Source organism: Mycobacterium sp. NPDC050441 (assembly GCF_040655355.1).
In the GTDB taxonomy this organism is placed as follows: domain Bacteria; phylum Actinomycetota; class Actinomycetes; order Mycobacteriales; family Mycobacteriaceae; genus Mycobacterium.
This window is the reverse complement of the sequence record NZ_JBFAJS010000003.1, coordinates 316798-331785: the sequence shown is the minus strand read 5'-3', so window position 1 is coordinate 331785 and position 14988 is coordinate 316798. Positions and strand designations below refer to the sequence as shown.

The window sequence follows — 14988 nt, the reverse complement described above, 5'->3', positions numbered from 1 at the left end:
ACTCCGCTACGCCTTGTGTGCTGTGGACCGACGCCGGCCCGGGCCTTGGGCCTACGCTCTCGACCATGACCACCGGGCCGCTTGTGCTGTCCGAACTGGGCACCGATCCCGCATCGGTGCTGCGGCTGATCGCGCAATTCGATGCGCTGGAGGAGCAGGAAGTCAACGCCGACGCCGCCGTGCGGTTTGCCGCGTTGACGGCGGGGTGCCCGGTCGGTGTCCGATGGCCCGGGGGCACCGTCGTCCGGTACGACGCTTCCGGACGCCTCGATCCGGTCGATGACGCCACGGCGCCGACATCGGATCGCCACGAGACGGTCGTCTGGGTGGAACGTGACGGATCCGGGCACCCGCTGGACGAAGTACTGCTCGACCGGCTCCGACGCGTGTTGGGGCGGGTTGCCGTGCGGACCGGGGTGAGCGGGACTCCGCACCTCGGCGACCCGGCACTGCTTGAGGTCGTGCTGTCGGCCAAGGAGCATCGCGAAGACCGGGCCCGGGCCATCCGGCTGTTGGGGCTCGACGAGACCAGGCCGACGTGTGTGCTGGCGGCATCCGGGCATTCGCCGCGGGAGACGGTGCGCCTCATCACCGGTGAACTGCCCGCGCCGGCGGTGCGGTCCGCGGTCATCGGTAACGCGACAGCCATTGTGTGCCAGGGGTCGTTCGACATGCGTGAGTTCTCGGATCGTCTGGAGCGTGTCATCGTCGAGCAGTTCCCGACGGTGGTGAACATCGGCACCGCGTCGGGACCATGGGTCGGAATCGGATCGGTGGGCAACGCCTTCAGTGCATCGACCTCATGGCATGAAGCCGTGCGCGCGTTGCGGTTTGCCTCATCGACCGGATTCGGCAGACGCGTGGTGGCCTACGAGCGGCTGAGCTCGCTGGAACTTCTGGCCGACCTCCCGATCGACCGGGTGCGACGTAATCGAGATGTGGCCCGTATCAACGAGATTGCGTCAACGCATGCCGGGGATCTCGACGTGCGGACCACCGAGGCGTTCTTCGTCTATGGCTCGCTGCGGCGGACCGCTGCCGAACTGCACGTGCACCACAGCACGGTGGCCGCCCGGTTGGCGCGCGTGGAGGCCGCGATGGGGTGGGATTTCGAGAACCCGGTGGACCGCTTTCTTGGCACGCTGGTGCTCATGGTCCGGCGGATCGCGATGTCGTCGGCAGAACTCGCCGACGCCGACCTGCTGTAAGGGGCCTGAGGCTGCTCCAGATCAACGCTGTGGTCGCTCATAGCGCGGGCAAGCAGCCATAGCGTTGCTTTCGTGGATCGGGTTGCCAACCCCGCGACGCCAGGGCTGCACGCACCTGCGCGATGATGTCGTCGCCCCGGTCCTCCTTGATGACGTGTACGACGTGCCAGCCCAGCCGCTGCAGCACCCGGTTCACCCGGACGTCGAGCACATACTGATGCCGGCTGGTGAGGTGCTGCTCCCCGTCATACTCGGCGCCGACCTTGTACTGCTCCCAGCACATGTCTATCCGGCGGACATAGTGCCCAGACTCGTCACAGATCACGAATTGCGTTGTGGGACGGGGAAGCCCAGCGGCGATCAATAACAATCGCAGCCGCGTTTCCGGTGGGGACTCGGCTCCCGCGTCAGCCAGTGGCAGCGCCACCCGCAGCCGACGCAGGCCACGGGTGCCCGCGTGGCGCTTCGCGATGAGCGCGACGTCCTCAAGGTCGACCGGGCAGGCATTCATCAGTGCGTCCATTCGTTCGACCGCCCGATCCCTGGACAGGTGACGGCCGAGGTCGAAGACCGTGCGAGCGGGCGTGGTGACACGAATGCCCGCGACGGTCATGACCTCGTCCTCATGCAAGGTCTCCCGGCGGACGATCAACCCCCGCTGCCGCCGGATGGTCGCGATGAGCTCGACCGGAGCGGTGTCGTGGATCCATCGCGCGCCATGCATCGCGGAGGCGGCCAGGCCGGCGATCACGGCGCCGGGCGATGCGAGACCAATGCCGGCAACCCTGTCGCGCAGGCATATCGGATGCTCGCGAGGAACGTAGACGTCGCGATAGATCGGCCGATACCGGGTGCGCAGCTGGCTCCTGGTGAGATGACCGGCCGCCACGGCCTCACTACCGACGAACGGAACGCGCACATTTGTTGGACGCAAACCGCCGCAATTCGGCTCCCGCAGGCCTCGAAAACAACGCTACGGCTGTTCGGGGCGCCGATGAACGACCATGGCGTTGCTTTCGGCATCCGGAACGTGGAGGACCCCGACAGTTGTCGGGTGAATTGGTGAAATAGATCGACGTACGGCGGGTGACCGCCATCACCTCTTTGGCCAAAGATTGCGGTGCAGCTCACAACAGCCCCCCAAACCAGCTCACTGCAAGCAGACCGACATAAGGAGGCCGACATGGCCATCATCGACCCGACCAAGACCTGGGTTCCCGTGGAAGAGCGTCTCGCCGTCACCACCAACGAGCGGCACCGTCAGGTGCTCGGCGTCGTTCTCGAGCACATGAAGGCCGAGGCTGAGCCCGATATGGAACGCCTGATGGCGACCTTGGCTCCGAACCCGGACTACCACTTCTGGTACGCCAATACCGATATGGGCCCCAAGACCACCGAGGGTGTGCGCGCCTATTACGAGGCATTCGTGGCCAGCGGTGCCAACCACCTCGTTTTCGAGATCGATCGCCTTGCCGTCGACGATGATCTGGTGATGACCGAAGGCTGGATGAAGATGATCTACCCGGGCGCGGCCGCCCAGGCGATCGGCGTCGACGTCGACGACCCGGACGGCGACTACCTGCTGCTGTTCCGTCAGCTCATCAACTGGCCGATCGACGCCGACGGCCTGATCATCGGGGAGGACGCCTACCAGACCGGCCCGGTCAGCGTGACCCTGCTGAGCCAGGAAGACCTGCCGCAGGCCTACATCGACCAGAAGCGCGCCGCCGCCGAAGCCCATGCCTGACGCTCGGACTGACATCGCGTCGCTGCTGCTCGACCGGGTCGGCGACCAACACCTCGGCCTGCGCACCCGCGACCGGGACTGGACGTGGGACGAGGTGGTCGCCGAGTCCGCCGCACGTGGCGCGCTGGCACAGGCGATGCGGGTGGACGGCCCGTTGCACATCGGCGTGCTGCTGGACAATGTGCCGGACTTCCTGTTCTGGCTGGGCGGTGCCGCATTGGTCGGGGCGACCGTCGTGGGCATCAACCCGACCCGCGGTGCCACGGAGTTGGCCGCCGAAATCCGGCTTGCCGACTGCCAATTGATCGTCACCGACACCGCGGGTGCCGAGCGTCTGCGTGACCTCGACCTCGGGCTGGCGCCTGACCGGTTCCTGGTGGTCGACGGCCCGGACTACGCGGCGCAGCTCGACGCGCATCGCGTCACCCCCGTCGCCTCGCCCGGGGTCAATGAGGACTCCCTGATGCTGCTGCTGTTCACCTCGGGAACGACGGGAGCCTCCAAGGCGGTCATCTGCAGTCAGGGCCGGCTGGCCCGGATCGCCTACGCGGCCGCCGAGAAGTTCGGCCACGTGCGCGAAGACGTGGAGTACTGCTGCATGCCGCTGTTCCACGGCAACGCCATCATGGCGTTGTGGGCGCCGGCGCTGTCGGTCGGTGCCACCGTCTGTCTGACGCCGTCGTTCTCGGCGTCCGGATTCCTGCCGGACGTGCGGTATTTCGGTGCCACTTTCTTCACCTACGTGGGCAAGGCGCTCGGCTACCTGATGGCCACCGCCGAACAAGCCGACGATGCCGAGAACCCGCTGGTCCGCGGCTTCGGTACCGAGGCGTCACCCGACGACCAGAACGAGTTCCGGCGCCGGTTCGACGCCGAACTGTTCGAGGGCTACGGCTCCAGCGAAGGCGGTGGGGCAGTGGTGCTGGCCCCCCACATGCCGCCGGGCGCACTGGGCCGTCCCGCGCATCAAGGCGTGGCGATCGTCGACCCCGAATCGCTGAGTGACTGTGTGCCGGCGGTTTTCGATGAGCACGGCCGGGTGCTCAACCCCGATGATGCGGTCGGGGAGATCGTCGACAAGTTCGGCACCCGCACCTTCGAGGGGTACTACAAGAACGACGAGGCCAACGCCGAACGCATCCGTAACGGCTGGTACTGGACGGGTGATCTCGGCTACCTCGACGAGCAGGGTTTCATCTACTTCGCCGGCCGCCGTGGCGACTGGATCCGGGTAGACGGTGAGAACACCTCGGCGCTCAACATCGAGCGGGTGCTGCGGCGTCATCCCGAAGTGGTGGCGGCCGGTGTCTACGCGGTGCCCGATCCGCGCTCGGGCGACCAGGTGATGGCCGCGATCGAGGTATCCGATCCCGCGGGCTTCGACGCCGCAGCGTTCGTGTCCTACCTGACCGACCAGGATGACCTGGGTACCAAGGCAATTCCGCGGTTCCTGCGGGTGTCGAAGAACCTGCCGGTCACCGGGTCCAACAAGGTGCTCAAACGCGAACTGCAGCAGGAACGCTGGCACACCGTCGAGGTGGTGTACCGGTGGGCGGGACGCGGAGAACCGGGGTATCGGGCCATGGGCGACGATGACAAGAAGTCGCTGGACGCCGAGTTCACGCAGTACGGGAGGCAGCGTTATCTATGAATTGGGTCGACGAGTGTGACGTCCTGGTCGCGGGATCCGGCGGCGGCGGTGTGGCCGGCGCCTACACCGCAGCCCGCGAAGGTCTGTCGGTGATCCTGGTGGAGGCCAGCGACAAATTCGGCGGTACCACAGCATATTCCGGTGGCGGCGGGGTGTGGTTCCCGTGCAACCCGGTGCTCACCCGGGCAGGTACCGACGACACCATCGAGGACGCGCTGGAGTACTACCACGCCGTCGTCGGCGACCGCACGCCGCGGGAACTGCAGGACACCTACGTCCGCGGTGGCGCCGGACTGATCGAGTACCTCGAAGCCGACGACAACTTGAAGTTCGCGCCGATGCCGTGGCCCGACTACTTCGGTAAGGCGCCCAAGGCACGGACCGACGGGCAACGCCACATCGCCGCCCGGCCGCTCAAGGTGGAAAAGGCCCCGCACCTGCGCGAGCTGGTGCGCGGGCCGCTGGACGCCGACCGGCTCGGCGCCGAACAGCCCGATGACTACTTCATCGGAGGCCGGGCATTGATCGCCCGGTTCCTGAAAGCCATTGAGCAGTACCCGAATACCTCGCTGCGGCTCAACACCCCGCTGGTGGAGTTGGTCGTCGAGGACGGGGCCGTGACCGGTGCGATCGTCGAATCCGACGGTGAGCGCCACGCGATCCGGGCCCGACGCGGCGTACTGCTCGCCGCGGGCGGCTTCGAAGGCAACGACGAACTGCGCCGTGAATACGGCGTGCCGGGCGTCGCCCGCGACACCATGGGACCACCGGCCAACCTTGGCCGTGCGCATCAGGCGGGGATGGCCGTCGGCGCCGACGTCGACCTCATGGAGCAGGCCTGGTGGTCCCCGGGCCTGACGCACCCCGACGGGCGCTCGGCGTTCGCGCTGTGGTTCACCGGCGGCATCTTCGTCGACCAGAACGGACAGCGTTTCGTCAACGAGTCGGCGGCCTACGACCGCATCGGCCGCGCGATCCTGCCGCGGCTGGCCGATGGTTCGATGATGCTGCCGTACTGGATGATCTACGACGACCGTGAGGGTGAGGTGCCGCCCGTCAAGGCCACCAACGTCTCGATGGTCGACACGCAGCAATACGTCGATGCCGGGTTGTGGCACACCGCCGACACCCTGGAAGAGTTGGCCGCCAAGATCGGCGTCCCGGCCGAGAACCTCACCGACACTGTGGCGCGCTTCAACACCTTCGTCGCATCCGGATCGGACGAGGATTTCGGCCGCGGCGACGAGGCCTACGACCGCGCCTTCTCCGGCGGCGCATCCCCACTCGTCGCGATCGAGAAGGGGCCCTTCCACGCCGCCGCTTTCGGCATCTCCGACCTCGGCACCAAGGGCGGGTTGCGTACCGACACCGCGGCCCGGGTACTCGACGTCGACGGGCAGGCGATCGCCGGTCTGTATGCCGCGGGCAACACCATGGCCGCTCCCAGTGGCACCGCGTATCCGGGCGGCGGAAATCCGATCGGAACCAGCATGCTGTTCAGCCACCTGGCGATCAAAGACATGCTAGGGAGGAATGTATGAGCGACATCCGGGAAATCGACGCCGGCGTGGAGATGACGCGGTTCGCCCGAGGCTGGCACTGCGTCGGGCTCGCTGAAACGTTCCGTGACGGGCAGCCGCACGGCATCGAAGCTTTCGACACCAAGCTCGTCGTCTATGCCGACTCCGCCGGTGAACTGCACGTGCTCGATTCCTATTGCCGGCACATGGGCGGCGACCTGTCGATGGGATCGGTCAAGGACGACAACCTCGCCTGCCCGTTCCACGACTGGCGCTGGGGTGGCGACGGAAAATGCAAGCTCGTCCCATACGCCAAGCGCACCCCGCGGTTGGCGCGCACTCGCAAATGGCAAACCTGTGAGGTCAACGGTCAGCTGCTGGTCTGGCACGATCCGGAAGGCTCGATCCCGCCGGCCGAGCTGACCCCACCCACGATCGAGGGCTACGACGACGGCATCTGGTCACCGTGGCAATGGAATTCGATCCTGATCGAGGGGTCGCACTGCCGCGAGATCGTCGACAACAACGTCGACATGGCGCACTTCTTCTACATCCATCACGCCTACCCGACGTTCTTCAAGAACGTCATCGAAGGCCACACCGCGAGCCAGTTCATGGAGTCCAAACCGCGTCCCGACTACGCCACCAGAGAACTCTGGGACGGCACCTATCTGCGTTCGGAGGCAACGTATTTCGGCCCGGCGTACATGATCAACTGGCTGCACAACGACCTCGCCCCCGATTTCACCGTCGAGATCGCCCTGATCAACTGCCACTACCCGGTGACGCACAATTCGTTCGTGCTGCAGTGGGGAGTCGCGGTCCAGCAGAATCCCGGGCTGCCCGCGGAGAAGGCCGCGAAACTCGCGTCGACGATGAGCCGGAGTTTCGGGGACGGCTTCATGGAGGACGTCGAGATCTGGAAACACAAGGCCCGCATCGACAACCCTCTGCTGACCGAGGAGGACGGACCGGTCTACCACCATCGCCGGTGGTACGAACAGTTCTACGTCGATCTCGCCGACGTCACACCGGAGATGACCGACCGCTTCGAGCAGGAGGTCGACACCACGCACGCCAACGAGCTCTGGCATCAGGAGGTCGCCGACAACCTGGCGGCGCTCAAAACCGCTCAAGCCTCCCACTGACGCAGAGGCCGACGACGCGGCCGCCGGCCACTGCACCCCCGTAAGCTGGCCGCGATGAACACAAGGCCAGCGCTGGACGTGACGACCTTGCGCGACGGGCTCGACGCCCTGTCGTGGCGGCGCGTCGACATTGTCGAGGAGACCGGATCCACCAACGCCGACCTGCTGGCGCGGGCGGCGGCAGGCGAGGACATCGTCGGTGCGGTGTTGTTCGCCGAACACCAGAACGCCGGCCGCGGCCGGCACGGCAGGCACTGGTCGGCACCGCCACGCTCACAGGTGATCGTGTCCTTCGGCGTCGACGGGTCGGAGGTGCCCCCGAACCGTTGGGGGTGGCTGCCGTTGGCCACGGGCCTGGCGATCGTCGATGCGGTCGGGGAGGTCACCGGGACGCGGGTCGGCCTGAAATGGCCCAACGACGTCCTCGTCGGCCCCGGCGGCGGAAAACTGGCCGGCATCCTCGCCGAGGTGGCCTCGCCCGCTCCGGTCATCGTTGTCGGCCTCGGCCTGAATGTGACGATGACCGCCGAGGAAGCGCCCGATCCGCGTGCCACCTCGCTCACCCAGCTCGGCACGGCGACCGTGGACCGCGCGCCCCTGGCGCGGGCCCTGCTGCGGCATCTAGATGCCCGTATCACCGGCTGGCGCAACGATGATCCCTCGCTCGCCGCTGACTACCGGGCCCGCAGCGTCACCATCGGCGGCCGGGTACGCGCGATCCTGCCGGGGGACGACACCTTGGTGGGCACTGCCGCTGACGTCGACGACCTCGGGCGCCTGATCATCGACACCGCAACCGAACAGGTCACGTTGTCGGCGGGCGACATCACGCATCTGCGCCCTGAGGAGTCGTAGAGTTCTGCCGTGGGTTACCCGGAGAATGTGCTGGCCGAGGACGAGCAGGTGGTGCTGCATAGGCACCCCCACTGGAAACGCCTGATCGGTCCGGCCCTCGTCCTCGTCCTGGTCACCGCAGCCTCGGCGTTCGTCGCAGCCGTGGTCAACACCATGGACTGGCAGGCCACCGCCAAGAACGTCCTGTTCATCGTGATCGGCGCGATCTGGCTGATCGTGGTCGGTTGGCTGACGGTCTGGCCGTTCCTGAACTGGTGGACCACGCACTTCGTCATCACCGACCGGCGGGTGATGTTCCGGCACGGTCTACTGACCCGCTCGGGAATCGACATCCCGCTCGCCCGGATCAACAGCGTCGAATTCCGGCATGGCCTGATCGACCGGCTGATGCGCACCGGCACGTTGATCATCGAATCGGCGTCGCAGGATCCCCTGGAATTCCACGACATACCGCGCGTGGAGCAGGTGCATTCACTGCTGTATCACGAAGTCTTCGACACTCTGGGATCTGAAGAGTCGCCCAGCTGACGCGTTTTCGCGCGGCGGCCCGGCCGGTTGCCGCCGCCGCTCGGGCCAGTGGGTGTGGAATCCGGTGGAAATGGCTATCTATCAGCCATGACCGCACGGCTGAACCACTTAGAGACCGCCTTCGATCAGGCCATAGTGGTGATACCGGCCCACAACGAAGCCGCATTGTTGCCTCGCTGCCTTCGCGGGGTCACCACCGCCGCGGCATGTTGGCGGATGCCGGTGCTGGTCGTTGTCGTCCTTGATTCCTGTGACGACAGCAGCGCCGAGTTGGCGGGCCAGTTCGGCCACGACGTCCACTTCGTCAGTGTCGAGGCGGGCAACGTCGGCGCGAGCCGGGCCGCCGGTTTCACCTATGCACGCTCGCTGAGCAACCACGTCGACGACTCCCGCGCCTGGTACGCCACCACCGACGCCGACAGCCGAGTGGACCCCGACTGGCTGTTGCGTCAGACCGCGCCCGCTGTCGACATGGTGCTGGGCGTGGTGAGGGTGGCCGACTGGCGGCATCACCCCGCCGCACTGGTCCAGCGCTACCTGCATGCATACGAGTCCGATACGCGGGGCATCAACGGTCACAACCACATCCACGGCGCCAATATGGGTTTTCGTGCCGACGCGTACTGGCGGCTCGGCGGCTTCCGCCCCCTGACCAACGGCGAGGATGTCGAATTGGTCGAAAGGTTCGAGACCGCCGGCTACCGGATACGACGGGACCCGTCGCTGTCGGTCACCACGTCAGCGCGCCGGAACGGCCGGGCTCCCGGCGGCTTCGCCGGATACCTCCGCGATTTATCGCGATCCGTATTTCCCTCGGCCGAACGGGATTCCGTATGACGGCGGGCTTGGTTCGGAGCTGGTTGGAGTCACGCCGGTTGGAGTTGCCACTGCCGGGTTCCGGTGCGACGGCGCGGCGCTGGCAGCGGCTTGCGGAGCTGACGGAGATCGACGTCGTCGCCGGCCGACTCGCGGAAGCTCACGTCGACGCAGTTGCGATCCTCGACGAGCTTGGTGCAAAACCGCCTGCGCCAGGCGAGCTGTGGGCGGTGTGGGCCGCCGAAGACCCGGACGCTGTACTCAACGCCCACACCACTGGAGACCGCGAAACAGACACAGTGAGGCTTTCGGGCACCAAAACGTGGTGCTCGGGGGCGGGGCTCTGCACACACGCGTTGGTGACAGCTCGCCGCGACGACGGCCGACGCGCGCTGTACGCGGTGGCGACTGGCAGCGCAGGGGTACAGCCCTTGCCCAGTACCTGGAGGAATGCCGGCATGGCGGCCAGTGACACCCGCTCAGTCCAATTCGCCGACGCGCTCGGTGTACCCGTCGGCGATCCCGGCGACTATCTGGATCGTCCCGGCTTCTGGCATGGCGCGATCGGCGTCGCGGCGTGTTGGCTCGGTGCCGCCCGAGCGGTCGCCGCGCCCTTGTACGCCCGCGTCGCCCGCGGAGATGCCGACGAGCACGCGCTGGCCCACCTCGGCGCTGTCGACGCTGCGATCGCGGCCGCCGAAGCGATGTTGGCCGCGGCGGCTGCGGCGACCGACGCTGACCCGTTCGACCGGTCCGGGTCCGCCCAGTTGCTGGCCAGGCGGACCCGCGCCGTCACCGAGACCGCTGTCGACGCGGTGATTACCCGCACTGGCCGCGCACTCGGGCCCGCGCCGCTGTGCCAGGATGCCCAACACGCACGTCGCGTCGCGGATCTGACGATCTACGTGCGGCAGAGCCACGCCGAGCGTGACCTCGCCGCGCTCGGAAGGCTGGCGGGGGAGCACCAATGACTGCCGCGGAGTCCGCTGAATCGTGCGGCAACGCACCGCGGTTCGGGTCGCGGCCACTGAGCTGCGGCGGCACCCCCGGTCACGTCTGGACCAGCTGGGGCCGCTCCTTCGGCGAGCTGGACCTCAGAACATGTCCTGCGCTGGTGGTGGTCGCACCGCATCCAGACGACGAGACCCTTGGCTTCGGGGCGACCATGGCGCTGCTGGCGGAGCGGGGTATCGACGTCCAGGTGGTGTCGGTCAGTGACGGCGGGGCCGCCCAAGGCGATCTCACCCCATTCGACCGATTCCGACTGGAACGCACCAGGAGCGCCGAGTTGAGGAAGGCGGCAAGGGTTCTCGGCGTGGTCGAGCCGATCAGCCTCGCATTTCCTGACGGCGAACTTGCCGGCCACCAGGACTCGATCACCGATCTGCTGACCGGGATACTCCAGGCTTGCCCGCCCGGCACCTGGTGTGCAACAACGTGGCGCGGTGACGGGCACCCCGATCACGAGGCCGTCGGACGGGCCGCCGCCACGGCTGTGCACCGCACCGCCGCGGTCCTGCTCGAGTACCCGGTCTGGATGTGGCACTGGGCCAGGCCGGGAGATTCCGCAGTGCCCTGGGATCGGGCGCTTACGGTGCCATTGACGACCTCCGCCGTGGGACTCAAGCAGGTTGCCGCGCAATGCTTCCGCAGTCAGTTCCACCCGCTGGCACCTGGTGTGGGCCCAGTACTGCCACCGTTCGTGTTGCCTCGGCTGCTCGCGGTCGGGGAGATGGTGTTCCGGTGACGGCGCGCCTGCCCGACTCATATTTCGACCGCATGTACGCGAACTCGGCCGATCCCTGGCAGCTGGCGACCCGCTGGTATGAGCAACGCAAGTACGCGATCACGCTGTCGATGCTGCCGCAGCGGCGCTATCGGCATGCTTTCGAGCCGGGTTGCTCGATCGGCACCCTCACCGCGCTGCTCGCCGGCCGCTGCGATCACGTCACCGCAATGGATGTGGCCGGCGCCGCGTTGGAGATCGCCGACGTCCGACTGCGTGCCGATGGCTGCCGTGACGGGATGCGGGACCGTGTCACCCTGTCGCGTGGGTCTCTCGACGATCCTTGGCCGCCAGGGCCTTTCGACCTACTTGTGCTCTCTGAAGTGGCGTACTACCTAGACGAGGCGTTGCTGGCCGAGATACTCCGCCGGGAGTGTCCGCAGTTGGCCCGCGGTGCGACGGTGGTAGCGGCGCACTGGCGTCATGAGGTGGCCGACTATCCGCTCAGCGGTGATCAGGCCAACCGGGTCATCGCGGCGACGCCGGGGCTCATTTCGATCGGCGGTTACCGTGACCGCGATGTGGTCATCGAAGTTTTCGACACCCACAGCGCTGCATCCGTCGCCGCGCGCAATGGGGTGCCAGGAGCTGGTTGACCCGGCGGCGTGGATCTCCCGAGAAGGGTTAGATATCGCCGGGTTGGGTATCCGATGCGTGACTGCGTGGCGAATCTCGTTCCCGCGCTATGTCATTCCCGTGCCGCGAACCCGTGGCCAAACCAGTTTGAAGGAGAAGCACATGAGCGCCGTCGACAAGGCCAAGAACAAGGCCGAAGAGTTGGCAGGAAAGGCCAAGGAGAAGGTCGGGCAGGCAACGGGCGACAGGGACACCGAGGCCGAGGGTCACAAGGACCAGGCCAAGGGCAACCTGAAGCAGGCCGGGGAGAAGATCAAGGACGCCTTCAAGGACTGACCCCACGCGGAGGCCGAGGGCGCCCTGATCGTCGCTGCGGAGAAAGACGCGGCGCAGATCAGCTCACCGGCCCACCCGCTGGGCGAGGCGGGGCCGCGGTTCAACCGCGCTGCGACCGGTCGAGGATTATCTGCTGGTGCCGCGGATCATCGGGCGGACCGTCCAGGTGCCATCCCGATAGCTGCGGCCATCCTGCTACTGGTGCGTGAGACGCTCTTCCCGCAACTCGACCGCCGATGATCGGCGTGCCGATGGGGTTGAGAAGTCAGGAGCTTTTCGACACCGCGTTCGAATCATCGCCCAGCTGACGCGCTTTCGAGCGGCGACTCGGCCGCCGCAGGGGCGTCACGGTCGCGGACTTGTGGAGCTCGGCGTGATTCTCCAGCGCTTCGGCGAAGCCGCCACCGGTGAGCGTGGACTCCAGCGCCAGGTCGGGCTTGTCGACAACCTCGTCGGGGAACACCCAGCGGCGGAACGCCCAGAACCGGAAGGCCATCTGCAGGAGATTGCCCAGGATGTAGGCCGAGACGAAGTCGGCGATGTTCTCCGCCATCAACGACACCTCGGGAACGCGCAGACCCAGCACATAGCTGGAGAAGTACAGCGGTGCCATGGACAGCAGCACGCCCACGCCGCTGACCCCGAAGAACAACAGTGCCTCATGGTGGCGCTCGCGGCCGCCGCGGTTCTGGAAGCTCCATTCCCGGTTGAGGATGTAGGAGGCGATGACCGCGACGATGCCGGCGATGATCTTGGCGGTGACCGGCTTGGGTTCCAGCACCGTGAGCTTGAGGGTGTAGAAGATCGCCGAATCGATGACAAACGTCGTCGCGCCGACGATCGCGAACTTGATCAGCTCGTGATGCTGCTCGGCATAGGGACGGACGAACCGCGGCAATCGAGCGATTGTCGCATCGGCAAAGGACACAACTAGGCAGTGTACGTAAATGCACCGTTAGATGCCGCATCGTTGCGGGCCCCGGACCTTAACCGCAGGTCAATGCTCCGGTCATGACGAAGTCATGAATTCGCGCATGACACCATAGAGGGCGTGCCGACAACTCCCAAGAAGCCGTCTTCCCCCGCGAGCGGGGCGTCGTCTTCCCCCGCGAGCGGGGCGTCGCCTTCCCCCGCGAGCGGGGCGTCACCTGTAGTGGCGATGATCGGCGGCGGCCAGCTCGCGAGGATGACCCACCAGGCGGCCATCGCGTTGGGGCAGACCCTGCGGGTGCTGTCCGCCGGGCCGGACGAATCCGCCGCGCAGGTCACTCCCGACCTCGTGATCGGCTCCCACACCGACCTGGACGCGCTGCGGCGGGCGGCTGCCGGTGCGTCGGTGCTGACGTTCGACCACGAGCACGTGCCGACCGAACACCTCGAGACGCTCGTGGCCGAAGGGGTCACGGTCAACCCGCCGCCAGAGGCTCTGGTGCACGCCCAGGACAAGCTGCTGATGCGACGCAAGCTGCACAGCCTGGGTGTCCCGGTGCCGCGCTTCGCCGAGATCACCTCGATCTCCGACATCGAGGCGTTCGTGCAGCAGATCGACGGTCCGGTGGTGATCAAGACCGTGCGCGGCGGCTACGACGGCAAGGGCGTGGTGATGGCCGACGATCTGGCCTTCGCACGCGAGACCGTGGCCGGTTACCTGGCCGACGGGGTGGCGGTGCTGGCCGAGGAACGTGTCGCGATGCGCCGGGAACTCGCCGCGCTGGTGGCGCGCTCGCCGTTCGGGCAGGGCGCGGCCTGGCCCGTGGTGGAAACGGTTCAGCGCGACGGCATCTGCGTCGAGGTGTACGCCCCGGCGCCCGGACTGTCCGACGAACTCGGCTCGGCTGCACAGGAACTCGGCCTGCGGGTGGCGAACGAGCTGGGCGTGGTCGGGGTGCTGGCGGTCGAGTTGTTCGAGACGGTCGATGGCACGCTGCTGGTCAACGAGTTGGCGATGCGTCCGCACAATTCCGGACACTGGACCATGGACGGCGCGGTAACCAGCCAGTTCGAGCAGCATCTGCGGGCCGTGCTGGACTACCCGCTGGGCGACACCTCGGCCGTCGCGCCGGCCGCGGTGATGGCCAACGTGCTCGGGGCGCCGCAGACGCCGACGATGTCGATGGACGAGCGGCTGCATCACCTTTTCGCGCGGATCCCTGACGCGAAGGTGCATCTGTACGGCAAGGGTGAACGGCCCGGACGCAAGCTCGGGCACGTCAACATCATCGGCGCGGATGTGGATGAACTTCGCGAGCGTGCGGTGCGGGCGGCGCACTGGTTGTCACACGGCGAGTGGACCGACGGATGGGATGAACATGCCTAGTGCACGGGTCGGCCTGATCATGGGCAGCGACAGCGACTGGTCGGTGATGTCCGACGCGGCCACCGCGCTGGCGGAATTTGAGGTGCCGTTCGAGGTCGGAGTGGTCTCGGCGCACCGCACCCCGCAGCGGATGCTCGACTATGCCAAGACCGCCGCAGACCGGGGGATCGAGGTGATCATCGCCGGGGCGGGAGGCGCCGCACACCTGCCCGGTATGGTGGCGTCTGCCACACCGCTCCCGGTGATCGGGGTGCCGGTGCCGCTGGCCCGGCTGGACGGCATGGACTCGTTGCTGTCGATCGTGCAGATGCCCGCCGGGGTACCGGTGGCCACGGTTTCGATTGGCGGAGCACGCAATGCGGGCCTGCTGGCCGTGCGGATTCTGGGCTCGTCCGATACCGCGCTGCGGGCCCGGATGGTGAAGTTCCAGGCCGACCTGGAAGCCATGGTGCTGGAGAAGGACGCCGCCCTGCGCGACCGCCTGTTGGGCGACGGCTGAG

General features: G+C 67.1%; 16 protein-coding genes. 14 read left to right on the top strand and 2 right to left on the bottom strand.

What is annotated here, in order from left to right; translation table 11 throughout:
• Nucleotides 1-65: 65 nt before the first annotated feature.
• Nucleotides 66-1208, top strand: coding sequence for a helix-turn-helix domain-containing protein (locus AB0I14_RS10605; protein ID WP_358019974.1), 1143 nt, complete (start codon nt 66-68; stop codon nt 1206-1208).
• A gap of 37 nt (nt 1209-1245) precedes the next feature.
• On the opposite strand, the gene AB0I14_RS10600 is transcribed toward AB0I14_RS10605, so the two are convergent.
• Nucleotides 1246-2127 carry a hypothetical protein gene (locus AB0I14_RS10600; protein WP_358019971.1) on the bottom strand — a complete coding sequence of 294 codons (882 nt, stop codon included), beginning with the start codon at nt 2125-2127 and terminating at the stop codon, nt 1246-1248.
• Nucleotides 2128-2391: 264 nt separating this feature from the next.
• Here AB0I14_RS10600 and AB0I14_RS10595 point away from each other — a divergent pair, with 264 nt between their 5' ends.
• The 11 genes from AB0I14_RS10595 to AB0I14_RS10545 all read left to right on the top strand — a co-directional run bounded on the left by AB0I14_RS10595 (nt 2392) and on the right by AB0I14_RS10545 (nt 12171).
• Nucleotides 2392-2955, top strand: coding sequence for a nuclear transport factor 2 family protein (locus AB0I14_RS10595; RefSeq protein WP_358019968.1), 564 nt, complete (start codon nt 2392-2394; stop codon nt 2953-2955).
• Nucleotides 2948-4606 (top strand): AMP-binding protein, encoded by a 1659-nt coding sequence (locus tag AB0I14_RS10590; RefSeq protein WP_358019965.1) that lies wholly within the window; start codon nt 2948-2950, stop codon nt 4604-4606. The genes AB0I14_RS10595 and AB0I14_RS10590 overlap by 8 nt, the downstream gene beginning before the upstream one ends.
• Entirely contained in the window at nt 4603-6147 is a 1545-nt protein-coding gene (locus AB0I14_RS10585; protein ID WP_358019962.1) for an FAD-binding protein, read from the top strand. The genes AB0I14_RS10590 and AB0I14_RS10585 overlap by 4 nt, the downstream gene beginning before the upstream one ends.
• Nucleotides 6144-7274: a Rieske 2Fe-2S domain-containing protein gene (locus tag AB0I14_RS10580; RefSeq protein ID WP_358019959.1), complete on the top strand. Its 1131-nt coding sequence runs from the start codon at nt 6144-6146 to the stop codon at nt 7272-7274. The genes AB0I14_RS10585 and AB0I14_RS10580 overlap by 4 nt, the downstream gene beginning before the upstream one ends.
• A gap of 54 nt (nt 7275-7328) precedes the next feature.
• On the top strand, nt 7329-8129 hold the full coding sequence (locus AB0I14_RS10575) for a biotin--[acetyl-CoA-carboxylase] ligase (protein ID WP_358019956.1): 801 nt from the start codon (nt 7329-7331) through the stop codon (nt 8127-8129).
• 9 nt (nt 8130-8138) lie between these two features.
• Nucleotides 8139-8657, top strand: coding sequence for a PH domain-containing protein (locus AB0I14_RS10570; RefSeq protein ID WP_358019953.1), 519 nt, complete (start codon nt 8139-8141; stop codon nt 8655-8657).
• Nucleotides 8658-8744: 87 nt separating this feature from the next.
• A complete protein-coding gene (locus tag AB0I14_RS10565) occupies nt 8745-9494 on the top strand; it encodes a glycosyltransferase (RefSeq protein WP_358019950.1) in 750 nt (249 codons plus the stop codon).
• The gene (locus AB0I14_RS10560; RefSeq protein ID WP_358019947.1) at nt 9491-10444 is read left to right on the top strand and encodes an acyl-CoA dehydrogenase family protein; all 954 of its coding nucleotides are present in this window, start codon (nt 9491-9493) and stop codon (nt 10442-10444) included. The genes AB0I14_RS10565 and AB0I14_RS10560 overlap by 4 nt, the downstream gene beginning before the upstream one ends.
• Nucleotides 10441-11220, top strand: coding sequence for a PIG-L deacetylase family protein (locus AB0I14_RS10555; protein WP_358019944.1), 780 nt, complete (start codon nt 10441-10443; stop codon nt 11218-11220). The genes AB0I14_RS10560 and AB0I14_RS10555 overlap by 4 nt, the downstream gene beginning before the upstream one ends.
• The gene (locus AB0I14_RS10550; RefSeq protein WP_358019941.1) at nt 11217-11855 is read left to right on the top strand and encodes an SAM-dependent methyltransferase; all 639 of its coding nucleotides are present in this window, start codon (nt 11217-11219) and stop codon (nt 11853-11855) included. Before AB0I14_RS10555 ends, AB0I14_RS10550 begins: the two co-directional genes overlap by 4 nt.
• Before the next feature lie 142 nt (nt 11856-11997).
• On the top strand, nt 11998-12171 hold the full coding sequence (locus AB0I14_RS10545) for a CsbD family protein (RefSeq protein ID WP_064928941.1): 174 nt from the start codon (nt 11998-12000) through the stop codon (nt 12169-12171).
• A 265-nt stretch (nt 12172-12436) separates the two neighbouring features.
• Here AB0I14_RS10545 and AB0I14_RS10540 read toward each other — a convergent pair whose 3' ends face one another.
• Nucleotides 12437-13099 carry a GtrA family protein gene (locus tag AB0I14_RS10540; RefSeq protein WP_358019938.1) on the bottom strand — a complete coding sequence of 221 codons (663 nt, stop codon included), beginning with the start codon at nt 13097-13099 and terminating at the stop codon, nt 12437-12439.
• Between the two features lie 231 nt (nt 13100-13330).
• On the opposite strand from AB0I14_RS10540, the gene AB0I14_RS10535 reads away from it, so the two are divergent.
• Complete coding sequence (locus AB0I14_RS10535) at nt 13331-14488, top strand: 5-(carboxyamino)imidazole ribonucleotide synthase (protein WP_358021224.1); 1158 nt, start codon at nt 13331-13333, stop codon at nt 14486-14488.
• Nucleotides 14475-14987, top strand: a complete 513-nt coding sequence (gene purE / locus AB0I14_RS10530) for a 5-(carboxyamino)imidazole ribonucleotide mutase (RefSeq protein ID WP_358019935.1) — start codon at nt 14475-14477, stop codon at nt 14985-14987. Before AB0I14_RS10535 ends, purE begins: the two co-directional genes overlap by 14 nt.
• Nucleotide 14988 lies beyond the last annotated feature (1 nt).

Excerpts from the sequence above, each read along its gene's own strand:
- AB0I14_RS10605 (WP_358019974.1), top strand. The coding sequence starts at position 66 with ATGACCACCGGGCCGCTTGTGCTGTCCGAACTGGGCACCGATCCCGCA.
- AB0I14_RS10595 (WP_358019968.1), top strand. The coding sequence starts at position 2,392 with ATGGCCATCATCGACCCGACCAAGACCTGGGTTCCCGTGGAAGAGCGT.
- AB0I14_RS10590 (WP_358019965.1), top strand. The coding sequence starts at position 2,948 with ATGCCTGACGCTCGGACTGACATCGCGTCGCTGCTGCTCGACCGGGTC.
- AB0I14_RS10585 (WP_358019962.1), top strand. The coding sequence starts at position 4,603 with ATGAATTGGGTCGACGAGTGTGACGTCCTGGTCGCGGGATCCGGCGGC.
- AB0I14_RS10580 (WP_358019959.1), top strand. The coding sequence starts at position 6,144 with ATGAGCGACATCCGGGAAATCGACGCCGGCGTGGAGATGACGCGGTTC.
- AB0I14_RS10575 (WP_358019956.1), top strand. The coding sequence starts at position 7,329 with ATGAACACAAGGCCAGCGCTGGACGTGACGACCTTGCGCGACGGGCTC.
- AB0I14_RS10565 (WP_358019950.1), top strand. The coding sequence starts at position 8,745 with ATGACCGCACGGCTGAACCACTTAGAGACCGCCTTCGATCAGGCCATA.
- AB0I14_RS10560 (WP_358019947.1), top strand. The coding sequence starts at position 9,491 with ATGACGGCGGGCTTGGTTCGGAGCTGGTTGGAGTCACGCCGGTTGGAG.
- AB0I14_RS10555 (WP_358019944.1), top strand. The coding sequence starts at position 10,441 with ATGACTGCCGCGGAGTCCGCTGAATCGTGCGGCAACGCACCGCGGTTC.
- AB0I14_RS10545 (WP_064928941.1), top strand. The coding sequence starts at position 11,998 with ATGAGCGCCGTCGACAAGGCCAAGAACAAGGCCGAAGAGTTGGCAGGA.
- AB0I14_RS10535 (WP_358021224.1), top strand. The coding sequence starts at position 13,331 with ATGATCGGCGGCGGCCAGCTCGCGAGGATGACCCACCAGGCGGCCATC.
- purE (WP_358019935.1), top strand. The coding sequence starts at position 14,475 with ATGAACATGCCTAGTGCACGGGTCGGCCTGATCATGGGCAGCGACAGC.